13 protein-coding genes, 1 tRNA gene and 1 pseudogene are annotated in these 15,271 nt (G+C 70.4%); 8 read left to right on the top strand and 7 right to left on the bottom strand.

The annotated features are described in order from the left end of the window. Positions 1–15: 15 nt before the first annotated feature. On the bottom strand, positions 16–1,440 hold the full coding sequence (locus D7X55_RS07950) for a protein-disulfide reductase DsbD (RefSeq protein ID WP_121722693.1): 1,425 nt from the start codon (positions 1,438–1,440) through the stop codon (positions 16–18). A gap of 60 nt (positions 1,441–1,500) precedes the next feature. Next, positions 1,501–3,102, bottom strand: coding sequence for an SPFH domain-containing protein (locus D7X55_RS07945; protein WP_121722692.1), 1,602 nt, complete (start codon positions 3,100–3,102; stop codon positions 1,501–1,503). Positions 3,103–3,469: 367 nt separating this feature from the next. Here D7X55_RS07945 and D7X55_RS07940 point away from each other — a divergent pair, with 367 nt between their 5' ends. The 7 genes from D7X55_RS07940 (at position 3,470) to D7X55_RS07910 (ending at position 8,817) form a co-directional block, all read left to right on the top strand. Next, positions 3,470–4,831, top strand: a complete 1,362-nt coding sequence (locus D7X55_RS07940; protein WP_233609690.1) for an IscS subfamily cysteine desulfurase — start codon at positions 3,470–3,472, stop codon at positions 4,829–4,831. 120 nt (positions 4,832–4,951) lie between these two features. Next, positions 4,952–5,344, top strand: coding sequence for a Fe-S cluster assembly scaffold IscU (gene iscU, locus D7X55_RS07935; RefSeq protein ID WP_120548003.1), 393 nt, complete (start codon positions 4,952–4,954; stop codon positions 5,342–5,344). A gap of 45 nt (positions 5,345–5,389) precedes the next feature. After that, on the top strand, positions 5,390–5,773 hold the full coding sequence (locus D7X55_RS07930; RefSeq protein ID WP_121722690.1) for an iron-sulfur cluster assembly accessory protein: 384 nt from the start codon (positions 5,390–5,392) through the stop codon (positions 5,771–5,773). Positions 5,774–5,878: 105 nt separating this feature from the next. Then, positions 5,879–6,427, top strand: a complete 549-nt coding sequence (hscB, locus tag D7X55_RS07925; RefSeq protein WP_121722703.1) for a Fe-S protein assembly co-chaperone HscB — start codon at positions 5,879–5,881, stop codon at positions 6,425–6,427. Beyond that, on the top strand, positions 6,424–8,268 hold the full coding sequence (gene hscA, locus D7X55_RS07920) for a Fe-S protein assembly chaperone HscA (protein ID WP_120548005.1): 1,845 nt from the start codon (positions 6,424–6,426) through the stop codon (positions 8,266–8,268). The genes hscB and hscA overlap by 4 nt, the downstream gene beginning before the upstream one ends. Before the next feature lie 3 nt (positions 8,269–8,271). Then, positions 8,272–8,649: a 2Fe-2S iron-sulfur cluster-binding protein gene (locus D7X55_RS07915; RefSeq protein WP_120548006.1), complete on the top strand. Its 378-nt coding sequence runs from the start codon at positions 8,272–8,274 to the stop codon at positions 8,647–8,649. An 84-nt stretch (positions 8,650–8,733) separates the two neighbouring features. Then, positions 8,734–8,817, top strand: a tRNA-Leu gene (locus tag D7X55_RS07910). Between the two features lie 64 nt (positions 8,818–8,881). On the opposite strand, the gene D7X55_RS07905 is transcribed toward D7X55_RS07910, so the two are convergent. Both D7X55_RS07905 and D7X55_RS07900 read right to left on the bottom strand, forming a co-directional pair. After that, the gene (locus tag D7X55_RS07905) at positions 8,882–9,964 is read right to left on the bottom strand and encodes a lysylphosphatidylglycerol synthase transmembrane domain-containing protein (protein WP_121722689.1); all 1,083 of its coding nucleotides are present in this window, start codon (positions 9,962–9,964) and stop codon (positions 8,882–8,884) included. Between the two features lie 20 nt (positions 9,965–9,984). After that, entirely contained in the window at positions 9,985–11,577 is a 1,593-nt protein-coding gene (locus D7X55_RS07900) for an alkaline phosphatase family protein (RefSeq protein WP_120548033.1), read from the bottom strand. A gap of 153 nt (positions 11,578–11,730) precedes the next feature. Between D7X55_RS07900 and omp85 the strand changes: the two genes are divergently transcribed. Further along, entirely contained in the window at positions 11,731–12,909 is a 1,179-nt protein-coding gene (omp85, locus tag D7X55_RS07895) for an Omp85 family outer membrane protein (protein ID WP_120548008.1), read from the top strand. Positions 12,910–12,939: 30 nt separating this feature from the next. Here the strand turns inward: omp85 and D7X55_RS07890 are convergent, their stop codons facing one another. The 3 genes and pseudogenes from D7X55_RS07890 to D7X55_RS07880 form a co-directional block, all read right to left on the bottom strand. Continuing rightward, a complete protein-coding gene (locus D7X55_RS07890) occupies positions 12,940–14,019 on the bottom strand; it encodes a mevalonate kinase (protein ID WP_120548009.1) in 1,080 nt (359 codons plus the stop codon). Next, on the bottom strand, positions 14,019–15,005 hold the full coding sequence (mvaD, locus tag D7X55_RS07885) for a diphosphomevalonate decarboxylase (protein ID WP_121722688.1): 987 nt from the start codon (positions 15,003–15,005) through the stop codon (positions 14,019–14,021). Before mvaD ends, D7X55_RS07890 begins: the two co-directional genes overlap by 1 nt. Further along, positions 15,002–15,271 (bottom strand): annotated as a pseudogene (locus D7X55_RS07880) (mevalonate kinase); the annotation flags it as partial. The pseudogene D7X55_RS07880 and the gene mvaD, both read right to left, overlap by 4 nt.

The raw sequence follows: 15,271 nt of genomic DNA, 5'->3' as shown, positions 1-15,271 counted from the left end.
GCCTCCTACCACACCCTACTGGAGGGCCTTGCGCATCTCCGCCGCGAAGGGCACGGGCTCCAGGAAGCCCGTCACGCGCGGCTTGGTCAGCACGGTGCCGTCCGGGTTCACGAAGGCCACCGTGGGCAGGCCCTCCACGCCCAGTTGCTCCATCAGCGCGTCCAGGCGGTCCTCGCTGTTGGTCGCGTCGATCTTGATGGTGAGGAAGCGGCTGTCAGTCGCCTGGGAGATGACCTCCGAGGACGGGTACGTCAGCCGGTCCAGCTCCTTGCAGGCCGCGCACCAGTCCGCGAAGAAGTCGATGAGCACCGGGCGGCCCTCCTTCTTCGCCGCCGCGAGCACCTGCTCGAACTGGCTCGCGTCGAACGTGGCCGTCTTCGCCGGCATCACGTGGTGCCACTGCCAGGACGGGGCCACGGGGTGCTCCTGGAGGCCCATGCGCACCCACAGCTCACCCGTGGGCCGTGCGTCCAGCGCGCCGCCGCGCACCACCAGCGCTCCCACCACCAGCGCGACACCGGACGCCTTGAACGCGAAGTCGCGCGCGCCCTCCTTGAACGAGCGGTGCACCGCGCCCACGAGCACGCCCACCATCACCAGCACCGCGGCCAGCACCGCGCCGGGCACCTGGCCCACCTGGGCGCCCAGCGCCTTCACGGTGTCACGCGCCCAGGGGAAGGCGTCCTTCAGGTACGAGAACGCGAGCGCCACCAGCATGATGCCCAGCACGCTCTTCACCCACTCCATCCACACGCCGCCGCGCGGCAGGCGCACGGTGAACACGCCGATGAGGAAGAACGGCACGCCGATGCCCAGCGCGTAGATGAACAGCAGCGTCGCGCCCAGGGTCGTGTTGGCGGACTTCGCCACGAAGGCCAGCAGGCCCGTGAGCACCGGCCCCGTGCACGGCGCCGCCAGGAAGCCGGACACGCTGCCCATCACGAACGCACCGGCGATGCCCGTGCCGCCCACCTTGCTGAGCTTCGTCTGGATGGACGACGGCAGCGCCAGCTCGAACGCGCCGAACATGGACGAGGCCAGCGCCAGCAGGAACACCGCCAGGCCGATGACCACCACGGGGCTGCCCAGCATGGAGCCGAAGGCCTGGCCCGTCTTCGCCGCCAGGATGCCCAGCGCGCTGAACACCACGCCCATGCCCACGATGTACGACGTCGTCAGCGCCAGCGAGCGGCCCCGCGCCTCCGCCTTGCGCGCGCCGAACACCGACACGGTGATGGGGATGAGCGGGTACACGCACGGCGTCATCGCGGTGAGCAGGCCGCCGGCGAACACCACCAGCGCGCCCCAGGCGAGGTTGCCGGACTCCAGGAACCGGGCCGCGTCCAGCCCGGCGCTCGGGCCCGTGGGAAGCAGCCACGGCACCACCGCCACCGCCACTCCCGCCACCACCGCCGCCAGCGTCAGCTTCTTCGTGTCCATGCGTGCCTTCCGCCTCCGCGTGTCCGAGGCCCCTTCTATACGCGGAGGCAGTGGACGCGGCTACTGCTGCGCCGGGGAGGCAGGCACCTTCAGGCCCGCGGAGCGCGCCAGCCCCATCACGCCCTCCACGGCGGCGGCGATGTAGCCAAAGGGGTTCGCTCCATCCACCGCCGTCACGTGCACCTCGCCCATCTGCTGCTGGAAGGCCGCGGCCACCTGCGGCAGCTGCTTCGCCAACGTCAGCTGGATGACCTCCGGGCTCACCGAGTTCTCGATGTCGCGCAGCGTCTTCGCGCGGTCCATCTCCAGCCCCTGGAGCGCGCGGGTGCGCCGCAGCTCCAGCTCCGCGATGCCGGCCTCCGCCTCCGCGATGGACTGCTTCGCCAGCAGCACCTGGAGCCGGGCGGACAGATGCTCGGCCTCCTGCCGGGCCTCGGCGAGCTGGATGTCGTGGCGCGCGGCCTCCGCCTCCTGCTGGCGGCGCAGCCGCTCCAGCTCCACCTGCGCCTTGGCGGCCTCCGCCTCCTGCTCCCAGCGCAGCTGCTCCAGCTCACCCTGCGCACGGTTGTACGCGAGCTGCCGTTCGCTCGTGAGCCGCGCCTCCTCCAGGCGCGCGTCCGTGGCCAGCGCCTCCAGGCGGGCCTGCTCCTTCAGGGCCTCCGTGCGGGTGCGGACCTCCTCCTGCGCGGTCAGCTTCGCGAGCGCGACCTCCCGCTCCACGGCGGTGCGCTCCTGCTGCTGCTGGCGCGCCTGCTCCATCTTCGCCTGGGCCAGCCGCGCCTCCTGCGCGAGCTGCTCCATCTGCGCCTGCTCCTCCGTGGCCTGCGTGCGCTGGCGGACCTCCTCGCGCGCGGCGAGCCTCTGGAGGTTGAGCACGCGCTCGGCCTCCGTCTCCTCGCGCCGGACGAAGCGCTCCTTCGCGAGCTCCGCCTCACGTGCCTGACGCTCCTGCTCGCGGCGGAAGCGGGCCTGCATGTTCTCGAACACGGTGGAGGACAGGACGCGCACGTCTTGAATCTCAATCGTGTCCAGCAGCACGCCCCAGCCCGTGTCCGTGCGGTCCTCCATCCGGCCCGACCCGGAGAGGACGGGGGCGATCTCCCGCATCAGCTCCGCCGCGATGCCCTCCTTGCGCCGGGTGAGGCACTCCTCCACGGTGAGGTTCGCCACCAGCCGGCGCGCCGCGCCCACGAACATCTCCCCCAACAGCTCCGCCAGCTTCTCCTGCGCGCGCTCCGGGTAGCTGAAGTTGAGCATCCGGAAGGCCACCAGCGGATCCGCGATGCGGTACACCGCCAGGCCCGTCACGGCCACGCCCACCTTCTCACTGGTGACCTGATCCGCGGTGAACTGGAGCCGCTGGATGCTGGTGGGCACGATGGCCACCGAGTCTCCCGGCAGCTTGAAGCAGCTCGCCCCCTGGCCGCTCACCTCGCGCACGCGCCCCCGGCGCATGTGGATGAGGAACTCGCTGGGCCGGGCCGTAATCAGGCCCCACTTCTTCACCTTCTCCGGGTCCTCCGCCGGCTTGCCCGCCCGCCAGCCGTCGGCGTAGCGGGAGCGGTCCAGCCCTCCCTCCAGGCGGATCAGCGCTGGCCGTCCCGCTGCGTCCTGCGTGTCCTGGGCGTTGCTCCGGGCCTGCGACTTCGCGTTGGCGCTCATGCTTGGCACCCTCCGCGCTGGCTCCAGTGCAGGCGCCCGGCCATGCCCCCGCGGGCCACGAAACGGGCACTTATGGGCGCGCGAAGCACCGTTTCGGATCACCCCGCTCCAACCCGGCGCGGCCGGAGTGCTCCACTCTGGAGGAGCGTTGATTCAGGCCGGCGCACCACGACCTGGCGCGTCGAAGACACCGGCATCGTCCCCCATGTTCCCTTGACCCGAGGGGGGGCGATTTTATAATTGACCAGTCCGGTCCACATTCGTGTGGGCCCATGTAGACCCTGCCGCTGCGCGCGGACCCACCGCGTCGCCGGGGAGCGGAGGGGCGTTCCACCCTCCTGCATCACTTCTTCCTGAGGACTTCATGCTGAGCCTGCCCATCTACATGGACAACCACGCGACCACCCCGCTGGACCCGCGGGTGCTGGAGGCGATGTTGCCCTACCTCCGCGAGGACTTCGGCAACGCGGCCAGCCGCAATCATGCATTCGGCTGGAAGGCCGAGGCCGCGGTGGAGAAGGCGCGCCGGCAGGTGGCGGACCTCATTGGCGCGTCGGAGAAGGAGATCGTCTTCACCTCCGGCGCCACCGAGTCCGACAACCTGGCCATCAAGGGCGTCATCGAGTTCTACAAGTCCAAGGGCGACCACATCATCACCCTGAAGACGGAGCACAAGGCCGTCCTGGACACCTGCAAGCGCCTGGAGCGCGTGCGCCAGGAGCGCCTGGACGAGCTCAAGCTCCTGCGCCTGGGCCAGCTGGCCGGGCGCGACGTCACGCCGGAAGAGGTCCCCGAGCTGGCGGTGAAGCTCAACCTGGACGCGGACGACACGTACAAGAAGTGGGCGGAGCTGCCTACCGGTGGCGCGCGCGTCACCTACCTGGACGTGGAGCGCGACGGCCGCGTGAGCCTGGAGAAGCTGGCCGCGGCGATGACGCCCAAGACGGTGCTCGTCTCCATCATGTTCGCCAACAACGAAATCGGCGTGGTCCAGCCGGTGGCGGAGATTGGCAAGCTGTGCCGTGAGCGCGGCGTGCTCTTCCACTGCGACGCGGTGCAGGGCGTGGGCAAGGTGCCCTTCGACGTGGAGAAGATGAACGTCGACCTGGCCTCCATCAGCGCGCACAAGATGTACGGCCCCAAGGGCGTGGGCGCGCTCTACGTGCGCCGCAAGCCGCGCGTGCGCATCGCGCCCATGGTGGACGGCGGCGGCCACGAGCGCGGCATGCGCAGCGGCACCCTGAACGTGGCGTCCATCGTCGGCTTCGGCGCGGCGGCGGAGGTGGCGAAGCAGGACCTGCCGGAGGAGTCCGCGCGCCTGTTCCGACTGCGCGAGCGGCTGCGCACCGGCATCATGGAGCAGCTGGACATGGTGACGGTGAACGGCAGCCTGGAGCACCGCATGCCGGGCAGCCTCAACATCTCCTTCTCCTACGTGGAGGGCGAGGCCCTGATGATGTCCATCAAGGACGTCGCGGTGTCCTCCGGCTCCGCGTGCACGTCCGCGTCGCTGGAGCCCTCCTACGTGCTGCGCGCCCTGGGCGTCGAAGAGGACATGGCGCACAGCTCCATCCGCTTCGGCCTGGGCCGCTTCAACACGGAGGAGGAGGTCGACTTCGTCATCCGCCTCGTGGTGGACAAAGTCCGCAAGTTGCGAGACATGAGCCCCCTGTACGAGATGGCCAAGGAAGGCATCGACCTCAAGAGCATCGAGTGGACCGCCCACTAGGCGCTCCCCTCCCCTCAAGACTTCCCGCCGGGCATGGCAGCCCCCGCCCGCCCGGCCGCGCATCGGTTGCCCGGATGGCGCATCAGTTCAAGCGTTGGTGGATGAAGGAGCGTTAGACGCATGGCTTACAGCGAGAAGGTCATCGAGCACTACGAGAACCCCCGCAACGTGGGGACGCTCGACAAGAACGACCCGAACGTCGGCACGGGCCTCGTGGGCGCCCCCGCCTGCGGCGACGTGATGCGCCTCCAGCTGAAGATCAGCGACTCGGGCGTGATTGAGGACGCGCGCTTCAAGACCTTCGGCTGCGGCTCCGCCATCGCGTCCAGCTCGCTCGTCACCGAGTGGGTGAAGGGCAAGACGGTGGACCAGGCCATGACCATCTCCAACAAGGACGTGGCCCGGGAGCTGGCGCTGCCCCCGGTGAAGATCCACTGCTCCGTGCTGGCCGAGGACGCCATCAAGGCGGCCATCGAGGACTTCAAGAAGAAGCGCGCGTCGCGCCAGTCGTAAGGCCCCGCGCGGCACTTCTCCCTTCTACGGATTGAGGACGACCCCATGAACGAGCAGGCCCAGACGACCCAGGCCCCTCAGGCGCCCCCCAAGCCGGCCCCCAAGGGCATTGGCCTGGCGGACAGCGCGGTGGCGCGCCTCAAGCAGCTCCTGGCGGAACGCCAGACGCCGGAGGCCGGCCTGCGCATCGCCGTGAAGGGCGGCGGGTGCTCCGGCCTCCAGTACTCCATGGAGTGGTCGGAGAAGTCCCGCGAGCGCGACAAGGTGTTCGAGCGCGACGGCGTCCGCGTCTTCGTGGATCCGAAGAGCTACCTGTACCTCATCGGCACGGAGCTGGTGTTCGAGCAGACGCTGATGGCGTCCGGCTTCAAGCTGAACAACCCCAACGTCAAGGCCGCGTGCGGCTGCGGAGAGAGCTTCTCCGTCTGAGCCTTCAAGGCCTTCCCGCCCGCCCTGTGGGTCAGGGAGCGGGCAGCAGGGGTCCGGCCCGGTGCCGGGCCCCTTTTTCATTTCCCCCGTGAGGATGTGCGCACCGTGAGGACCCACTTCGACGTGTTCGGGCTGCCCCGCTCCCACGCCGTGGACGTGCCGGCGCTGGAGAAGCAGTACCGGGAGCTGTCGCTCCAGCTGCATCCGGACCGCGTTGGCCCCGGTGACGCGAAGGCGCGCCTGGCCGCCGTGGAGGGCACCACCGCCCTCAACGAGGCCTTCAAGACGCTGAAGGACCCGGTGCGCCGCGCCTTCTACCTGCTCAAGCTCCATGGCGTGGACCTGGACCGCGAGGACGCGGGCGCCCAGAAGGGCATGCCCCTGGAGTTCCTGGAGGAGGTCATGGAGCTGCGCGAGGCTTTGGATGAAGCCATGGCGGCCAGGGACCTGCCCCGGGCCCAGGCCATGGCCAGGGATGTCGCGGGCCGCAAGGCGGCGGCGCTCCAGGAGGCCGTGGCGGCGCTCGGCGCGCTGGAGGGTGACGGGGATTCTCAGGACGGGGTGAGAAAGGCATCGCACGCGCTGGGGCGGGTGCGCTACTTCACGCGCTTCCTCGAGCAGGTGGACGCGTTCGAGGAGGAGGTGCTCGCGTGAGCAACAACGGCTATCTGCAGATCCACGACCCGCTCAAGCCGAAGGGCCACGTGGTGGGCATCGACCTGGGCACCACCCACTCGCTGGTGGCGTCCGTGTCCCAGGGCAAGCCCCGGTGCGTTCCGGTGGACGACGGCGACTCGCTGCTCCTCCCGTCAGTCGTGCACTACGGCAGGGATGGCGGCGTGGTGGTGGGCGCCCGCGCGCGGAAGCTCGCGGCCGAGGCCCCCACGGACACCATCGTGTCGGTGAAGCGGTTCATGGGCCGCAGCCCGGATGATCCGGAGACTCGCAAGCTGGGCCACTACGACTTCGCGCCCGGCGCCAACGTGGTGCGCTTCAACGTGGCCGGCGGCCAGCCGGTGACGCCCATTGAAGTCTCCGGCGAAATCCTGCGCGCGCTGAAGCGCCGCGCGGAGGCGCACTTCTCCGGCAAGGTGGAGCAGGCCGTCATCACGGTGCCGGCGTACTTCGACGACGCCCAGCGCCAGGCCACCCGCGACGCGGGGAAGCTCGCGGGCCTGGAAGTGCTGCGCCTGCTCAACGAGCCCACAGCCGCCGCGCTGGCGTACGGCCTGGACAAGGGCAGCCAGGGGAAGTTCGCCGTCTACGATCTGGGCGGCGGCACGTTCGACATCTCCATCCTCAAGCTGGAGGACGGCGTCTTCGAGGTGAAGTCCACCGGCGGCGACTCGGCCCTCGGCGGCGACGACTTCGACCGCGCCATCGCGCAGCACGTGCTCCAGAAGCGGGGCGTGGCGGCCCCCTCCCCTGCGCAGGTGGCGGAGCTGATGGTCGCCGCTCGCAAGGCGAAGGAAGCGCTCACGGATTCCTCCGAGGTCACGCTCAGCGTGGAGGGCCATTCACAGCCCGTGTCCCGCGCGGACTTCGAGGCGTGGATCCAGCCGCTCATCGCCAAGACGGGCGCGGTGTGCCGGCGGGCCCTGAAGGACGCGGGCGTGGCGGCGGGCGAGCTGGACGGCGTCATCCTGGTGGGTGGCTCCACGCGCGTGCCCGCGGTGCGCCGCTTCGTGGCGGAGCTGTTCGGCCGCGAGCCCCTGGGCGACATCGATCCGGATCAGGTCGTGGCGCTGGGCGCGGCGGTGCAGGCGAGCCTGCTCACCGACACCGACCGCCAGGACGAGGTGCTGCTGCTGGACGTCATCCCCCTGTCGCTGGGGCTGGAGACGATGGGCGGCATCACGGAGAAGCTGATTCCTCGCAACTCCACCATCCCCACGGCGGCGGCGCAGGTGTTCACCACGTTCAAGGACGGCCAGACGGGCCTGGACGTGCATGTGGTGCAGGGCGAGCGCGAGCTGGTGCAGGACAACCGCAGCCTCGCGCGCTTCACGCTCTCCGGCATCCCCTCCATGGCGGCCGGCATGGCCCGCGTGGAGGTCCGCTTCCAGGTGGACGCGGACGGCATCCTGTCCGTCACCGCCAAGGAGCAGAGCACCGGCGTGGCGCAGGCCATCACCGTGAAGCCCAGCCACGGCCTGACGGAGGAGGAGATCGAAAAGATGCTCCTGGACTCCATCGACTTCGCCGAGGACGACATCCAGGCCCGCCAGTTGCGCGAGCAGCAGGTGGAGGCCGAGCGCGTCCTCTCCGAGGCCGACCGGCAGCTGCGCGAGAACGCGGCCCTGCTGGAGGCCGGCGAGCCGGAGGCCATCCAGGCCGCCATGGACCGCGTGCGCCAGGCGGCGCAGGGCAAGGACTACCTGGCCGTGAAGGAGGCCCTGCACGCGCTGGATGAAGCGTCCCGGGCGTTCATCGAACGGGTCATGAACCGCGCCATCACCCAGGTGGTGTCCGGCCATTCCGTGGAGGAGTACTGAGCCGTGCCCAAGGTCACCTTCAAGAGCCCCCTGGCCGAGGTCGCCGTGGACGTGCCCCCGGGCACCACCCTGCTGGACGCCGCGGAGAAGGGCGAAGCGCAGGTGGGCCACAGCTGCGGCGGCGTGTGCGGGTGCTCCACCTGCCACGTCTGGGTCCGCAAGGGCCTGGAGTCGCTCAGCGAGCAGCGGGACGACGAGATGGACCGCCTGGACATGGGCTTCGACGTCCGGCCGTACTCCCGCCTGTCCTGCCAGACCGAGGTCGGCGGTGAGGACGTCACGGTGGAGATCACCGAGGAGTCCCTCGTGGCCTTCATGGACGAGAACCCGGCCATCCGCCGGAAGCTCGAATCCGAGGGCCGCTGGCCGCTGAAGAAGTAGGCGGAAAAAAGGGTGTTGACCGGGCGGGGGAGGTTCTCTATACGTCTCGCCCATCACGGCGCCGCGAGGCACCGCGAGCCACCTGCCCAGGTGGTGGAATTGGTAGACACACTAGATTCAGGGTCTAGCGCCTGCAAGGGCATGGAGGTTCGAGTCCTCTCCTGGGCACTGCAGTAAAGAAGGGCCCCGACCACAAGTCGGGGCCCTTTTTGTTTTGGCTTGTCCCCTTCGTTCAGGGCGGCGCGGGCTCCACGGCCTCGTGCGCCACGTGGTGCGCGGCGGCGTTGGCCAGCCGGCCTCCCTTGCGCAGGTCGCGGATCCGCAGCTTGGAGCGGTGCACGCACCAGGCGCCCACGGCCACCTGGCTGATGACCGTCCCCAGGTGGGTGAGCGTGGCGAACGCCGCCGCGTCCTCCGGGTTCGAGCCCAGCGCGCGCGCCGCCCAGCTGGTGACGAAGTAGTAGATGCCCATGCCCGCCGGGACGCCTGGCAGCGACTGCCCCAGGGAGATGGCGCCCAGCACCACCGCGCCCGCGAAGAGGCCCCCGGGGATGTGCACGCCGTGCAGCGCCAGGCCGTACGCCAGCGCGGAGGCGAACACCGGGAAGATGGAGAAGAAGAACACCTTCGCCATGCCCTTGAAGGAGCGCGCGGTGCCCAGGCCCTCGCCCACGTGGTTCAGGAAGCTGTCCACGCGGGGCATGGTGTGACGCTGGTGCAGCCAGCGGCCCAGGGGCGCCGCCCAGTGGGCCAGCAGCACCACCAGGGCCACCAGGCCGATGCACAGCGACAGCGCCACGTTCAGCTCCGTGCGGAAGTGGGCCATCGTCTCGCCGAAGGGGCCCAGGAAGGACAGGGCCACCAGCAGCATCAGGCAGGCGAACTCCATCAGCTTGCACACGCCCACGGAGCCCAGGCTCCGGATGAAGGGGAGCTTGTGGGTGCGCGACAGGAGGAAGGAGCGCGTCACCTCCCCCAGCTTTCCCGGCAGCGCGTTGTGGACGAAGACGCCAATGCCCACCAGCTGGAAGCGGTCCTTGAACGGGATGGGCCTGCGCAGCGTGGCCTGCCACTGCACCGCGCGCAGCGGCACCAGTGACGCCTGCAGCAGCATGAAGGGCACCAGCCACACCAGGTGCCCCGGCAGGTCTCGGACGAACTTGTCCAGGGGGAAGCGCGGCGTCAGCAGTGCCCCCGGCCCGTGCAGGTTCCACTTGAAGAACGCGGTGGACAGCAAGAGCACGGACAGGATGAGCCCCACCACCCCGCCCAGCACCTTCAGCCACGTGCGCCCGCCGGCGTTGGGAAGCCGCATGGTCCTCCCCTTCCTCGGTCTCAATGGAGAATCCGCGGTGAGCCGGTGTCCAGGTAGGCCTCGGCCAGGCGCTCGTGCAGCTGCGCGCAGTGGCCGAGGGCCGACAGGTCCACCGGGCCGTTCGCGGGCCACATCACCAGGCTGTCGGACTCCACGCGCGTCAGGCCGCCGTGCGAGCCGAACTCCCACGCGAAGCCCACCGTGCCGCCCTTCTGCACGGCCTCGCCGAAGAGGACCAGGTCCCCCGCGGTGTCCATGCGCGGCAGCCCGTGGAGGAAGTCCGCCACGGCGCGCTTGCTGTACTCGGTGGTGAGCGGCGCGCGGTCCAGGTCCTCAGGGCCATAGACGCCTCCGCCCATCACCACCACCGCCTCCGCGCCCCGGCGCATCGCCACCATGCCGATGTCCGGGTTGTTCGTGGCCCGCGCCAGCACCTCCGGGTAGCGCGCCAGCAGCTCGCGCGCCTCCAGCGGCGCGGGACGGCCGCTCAGGTAGATGTGCGCGAAGTTGCCGGCCTCCACCACCACCGGCTTGAAGGGCTCGCGCGCGGTGGTGTCCGGCGCCGGCGGTGCGCGGCCATCCAGCAGGCCCCGGCGCACGTCGTCCTTCAGCGGCGGGACTTCGCCCTCGAAGAGGACGGCCTCCAGGCGCCGGCCCTGGCGCTGCTCCAGGGGCAGGCTGTCCACGTGGCCGTGGTCCGACAGGAGGATGACGTCGTAGGGCTCCGGCGCGGCGCGGGCCACGGCGAACAGCTCCGCGAGCGACGCATCCACGCGGTGGAGCTCCTGCATGGCCAGCTCCGAGCGCGGCCCCCGGCGGTGGGCCACTTCATCGTAGTTGCCGTACACCAGGTAGATGAGCGGCACACCTCGCACCATGTCCACCAGGGACTTGGTGTACGCGAAGCTCCAGCCCAACCGCTGGAGGAGGATGCGGCTGACGAGGAAGCCCTGCTCATGGCGCCAGTCGTTGATGGAGTGCGCCCACTGGCGCACCTCGCGCAGGGCCTGCCAGGACTCCATGCCGAAGGAACGCAGGAAGTCCCATGCGCCCTTCGTGCGCGCGGAACCCAGGCCTTCCATCTCGTACGCGAACGAGCGCGCCATCAGCTTGAAGCTGGACAGCGTGCTCATGCACATGCGGTTCATGGCGCCCGCGTGGAAGAGCGAGAAGTACGTGTGGCCGCCGTGGTCCAGCAGGCTCGTGCGGCCGTGGCCGCGCAGGCGCGCGTCGATGGCCATCGCGTCGCCCGGCGTGTTCATCTGCACCTTGCGGCCGAGCGCCCGGTCGTACCAGCTGTAGCCCGGCAGGTTCGGATGGCGCAGCCCGTAGAGCAGCCCCGCCTGGAAGAACGGCGTGGACGTGGGCGCGCCCCAGAAGGCGTTCTCCAGGTGATACGCGCCAGAGCGGACCAGCTGTGAAACAAAGGGCATTCGCCCGGTGACAATGGCTTCGTCGAGCAGCGCCTTGGGCACCCCGTCCAGGTGGACGAGCAGAGCGTTCCGGGGCCGACGGGCCGCCACCGGCGGAACTTTCGACCCGATCCTCCGGACGAGGGTATTCGCCCAGTTCCGTGAATTCTCGCTGACGAGCTCGTTGAGACTTTCGCGCACGTTGACGGCTCCCCCATCCCCCAAGGCAAAATGGGCATTCAGGGGGACAGGAGCTTCCGGGGCCGTGCTGCTCACTTGGTGAGCAGGCGGGCGGAAGGGCTTTCTGTCCCGGGCTGGAATCGATGCGCCCCCTCGGGGCTTCACGGGGTTTCGATGCTGGCTCCTGTCGTCTTCCTCTTCTTCATGCTCATGTCGTTGAGCGCCGTGGCGGCCGGCCGCTCGGCGCCCGGCCTCGTGCCGGTGAAGCGGACGCCGACCATGGACGGCATCGCGCTGCCGCTGGTGTCCTTCAGTTCGGATCAGGGCTTCGGCTACGGCGCCGTCGGCGGCATGTACCTGTACGGCGACGGCAGCAAGGCGCCCTATGCGCATGCCCTGTCCGCGCAGGTGTTCTTCACCGCGCGCGGCGCCATGAATCATTACCTCCGCTACGACGGGCCGCAGTTGCTGGGGCCCCTGCGGCTGGAGGGACGGCTGGAGTACCGCCAGGAGAAGAGCAGCCCCTTCTTCGGCGCGGGCAACCTGTCCGCCCCGGACTTCCGGGGGGACGTGGACAACGAGCGGTACAATTACGACAAGGGCTCGCCGGGCCTCTGGGTGCGTCTGCGCGGGCGGCCCTTCGGTGAGAAGCACCCGTTCCAGTCATACGTGGGCTACGGCTGGCGCTACACGCGCGTGTCACCCTACGAGACGTCCATCCTGGCGCAGGAGAAGCCCATTGGTATCGAGGGCGGACCCAGCGGGCAGCTGCTCGCGGGCGCGCTCTGGGACACGCGCGACGACGAGTCCGACCCGACGACCGGCGGCGTGGAGGAGGTGGCGCTGCGCGTGTCCGGCCTGGCCACGTTCAGCCGCTACCAGTACGCGGGCGTGACGCTGAGCGAGCGCCGCTACATCCGGATTACGCCGCGGCTCATCTTCGCGCAGCGGCTCACGCTGGACATGCTCTTCGGAGAGGTGCCGTTCTTCGAGTGGATGACCACGGGCGGCGTCAACGTGTCCGAGGGCATTGGCGGCATGAGCAGCGTGCGCGGCATCGAGCGCAACCGCTTCGCCGGCAACGTGAAGGCGTTCAGCAACTCCGAGCTGCGCTTCCAAGCCGCGCGGATGTCCTTCTTCGGGCAGCCGCTGGCCTTGGGCGCGGTGGTGTTCCTGGACCTGGGCCGCGTGTGGCATCCGGGTGTGACGGACGGCAAGTGGCATGAGTGGCACCCGGGCATCGGCGGCGGCCTGCGCTTCTCGCGCCGCGCGGCCGTGGTGCGCATGGACTACGCGCGCTCCACCGAGACGGGCCGTCAGCGCTTCTACATCACGTTCGGTCACATGTTCTAACGGCGGGCCCGGGCGGCCGCCGCGTTGATTTCACGTGAGCGCGTCCACCCAGCCGCGAAGCCGCGCGTCCGTCTGCGCCTCGCCGCGCACGCCCTGCTCCACGTCGAGCGTCAGCGTGAGGAAGCCGCGCGACTCCAGGCCCTCGCGCAGCGCTTCGCGCGCCTGGGCGTCCGGGGCGAAGAGGATGCAGCCGTCACCGCCGCCCGCGCCGGAGAGCTTGCCCGCGCAGTGGTAGGACGCGGCGATGGCCAGCACGCGGCGCATGCCTTCGGTCTCCAGCGGGCCCAGCTCCAGCAGCAGCGCGTGCTGGGCCTTCACGGCCTCGGCGAAGGCGCGGAAGTCGCCGCCCCCCAGGCCGTTTTCAATGGCGTGGCCCAGTGCGTCCGAGCGCTCCACGAAGGCCTTCCGGCCGGCCTCCGCGAGCCGCGATTCCACCTGGCCGATGAGGAGCCTGGTGGACGCGCTCTCACCGGTGAAGGCGTAGAGCATGGACACGCGGGGCACGGGCATGCGCCAGAGATCCACCGGAGGGGACTCCGCGAGCGCGGCGTTGAAGCGGCCGGTGTTGGCCGCGTCCGCGAGCGCGGTGATGTCGTAGCGGCGGTAGCGCACGGTGCCACCGGCGAAGCTCGTGGCCACGTCGCCGCCGCTGCCCTTGCCGCCCTGTCCCAGCGTGTGCGCGGTGAGCGCGAGCTTGAGGACGTCGAACTTCTCCTCCAGCACGAAGCGCGCGGCCTCCGCGGCCAGCACCGTCGCGGACGCGCTGCCGCCGATGCCCAGCTTGTGGCCGCCGGGGCCCAGCGCGCCCGGAGCCACCGCGACGTCGAAGCCCACGCTCGCGCGGCCGTGCGCGCGCAGGGCTTCATCCAGGGTGCGGGCGACGAAGGAGAAGCCGGCGGGGACCTCGCGGTCCCACTTCACGCCTCGGGGCGTGGTGAGCCCCTGGAGCGTCCCCTCCTCCAGGCAGATGTGCACGCGCGAGTCCTGGCGCCTGCGCACGTACGCGGCCGTGCGCGGGGCCACGGCCGCGAGGCGGGCCACGCCGCCCCACAGCACGGCGTACTCGCCGGAGAGGAACAGCTTGCCCGGGGCGGAGAGCGCTCGGTCCATCAGAACAGGTGCTCGGTGAGCAGCGTCGCGTCACCGCCGGGCACGCAGCGCACCACGTCCACGGCGCCGCAGGCTCGGGCCAGCGCTTCCGCCGCGACCTCGTGGGCCGCGTTCGTCAGCAGCACCGGGTTCGGGCCCGCGTCGAGCGTGAACCACACCGGCACGCCCTTCTTGCGCTGCTCGCGCAGGTGCTGGATGAGCCCCAGCGTCGCCGAGTTCAGGTAGCAGAGCGGCGGATCCGCCGCGAGCGAGGTGGAGTGCATGCGCCATGCGTTGCGCTCGCACAGCTCACCCAGCGCCTCCAGGTCCTTCTTCGCGATGAGCTCCCGGGCGTGGGGCACTTCGGCTTCCGCGTCCTTCACCCACGCCGGATAGTAGGGGCTGGTCTCCACCGTGTTCTTCATCCCGTCCCGCGACTTCACCTCTTTTTCGCCGCGGTCGAGGATGGCCACCACCATGCGCAGGTCCGCCCAGTGGCCCGCGTCGAAGCGCTGCACGGCGTAGCTGTCCTCGCCGTCCTCGCGCTCGCCGCGCATCCACTCGCAGAAGCCGCCCTGCACGCTGCGGCACGCGGAGCCACTGCCCCGCCGGGCCAGGATGCTGGAGGCCCGCGTGTCCTGCGGCAGCCCCGCCGCCGCGCGCCCCGCCACCGCCAGCGCCGCGAAGCCCGCCGCGCTGCTGGCCAGGCCCGCCGCCATGGGGAAGTCGCCGCGCGACACCACCTTCGCGGGCCCCAGGTCGCGCCCCGCCTGCACGCGCACCTGATCCAACAGGCGCAGCACGCGGTCACGCTCGCTGCCCTTGGCCGCGTGGCCGTGCAGCTCCACCGTGTCCGACGGCGCGCCGAACTCCACCGTCGTCGTCACGTGGATGGGCTCCAGCGTCAGCGACAGGCTGGACTGATGCGGGAGGATGAGCGCGTCGTCGCGCTTCCCCCAGTACTTCACGAGCGCGATGTTGGGATGCGCCCGGACCGTTGCCTTCATGAATTGTCTCCCTGGACCCGAGGCCCCGCGAGCTGGCTCGCGAAGCAGCGCACGCCGTCGCGCGTCAGCTGCGCGACCACGGGCTCCGGTTCGGGGAAGAGGCCGATGACCGCGCCACCGTCACCTCCCGCCCCGGTGAATTTGGCCCCCAGCGCGCCCAGCGAGCGCAGCCGGAACACCATGTCCTCCAACGCTGGCGACGACAGCCCCAGCGCGTTCAGGAGGCCCTGGTTGACGTTCATCGCGTCCCCCAGCCCCTCCAAATC

Origin of the sequence: Corallococcus sp. AB049A, assembly GCF_003668885.1 — a bacterium.
Taxonomy (GTDB): domain Bacteria; phylum Myxococcota; class Myxococcia; order Myxococcales; family Myxococcaceae; genus Corallococcus; species Corallococcus interemptor.
Note: the sequence above shows the minus strand (reverse complement) of the source record. Positions and strands in the feature narration are given on the sequence as shown.

What these genes read in the sequence shown, in the direction of transcription:
- D7X55_RS07930 (WP_121722690.1), top strand. Translation starts at nt 5,390, where the DNA reads ATGAACGAGCAGGCCCAGACGACCCAGGCCCCTCAGGCGCCCCCCAAG.
- D7X55_RS07905 (WP_121722689.1), bottom strand. Translation starts at nt 9,964, where the DNA reads ATGCGGCTTCCCAACGCCGGCGGGCGCACGTGGCTGAAGGTGCTGGGC.
- D7X55_RS07890 (WP_120548009.1), bottom strand. Translation starts at nt 14,019, where the DNA reads ATGGACCGAGCGCTCTCCGCCCCGGGCAAGCTGTTCCTCTCCGGCGAG.
- omp85 (WP_120548008.1), top strand. Translation starts at nt 11,731, where the DNA reads ATGCTGGCTCCTGTCGTCTTCCTCTTCTTCATGCTCATGTCGTTGAGC.
- mvaD (WP_121722688.1), bottom strand. Translation starts at nt 15,005, where the DNA reads ATGAAGGCAACGGTCCGGGCGCATCCCAACATCGCGCTCGTGAAGTAC.
- iscU (WP_120548003.1), top strand. Translation starts at nt 4,952, where the DNA reads ATGGCTTACAGCGAGAAGGTCATCGAGCACTACGAGAACCCCCGCAAC.
- D7X55_RS07945 (WP_121722692.1), bottom strand. Translation starts at nt 3,102, where the DNA reads ATGAGCGCCAACGCGAAGTCGCAGGCCCGGAGCAACGCCCAGGACACG.
- D7X55_RS07950 (WP_121722693.1), bottom strand. Translation starts at nt 1,440, where the DNA reads ATGGACACGAAGAAGCTGACGCTGGCGGCGGTGGTGGCGGGAGTGGCG.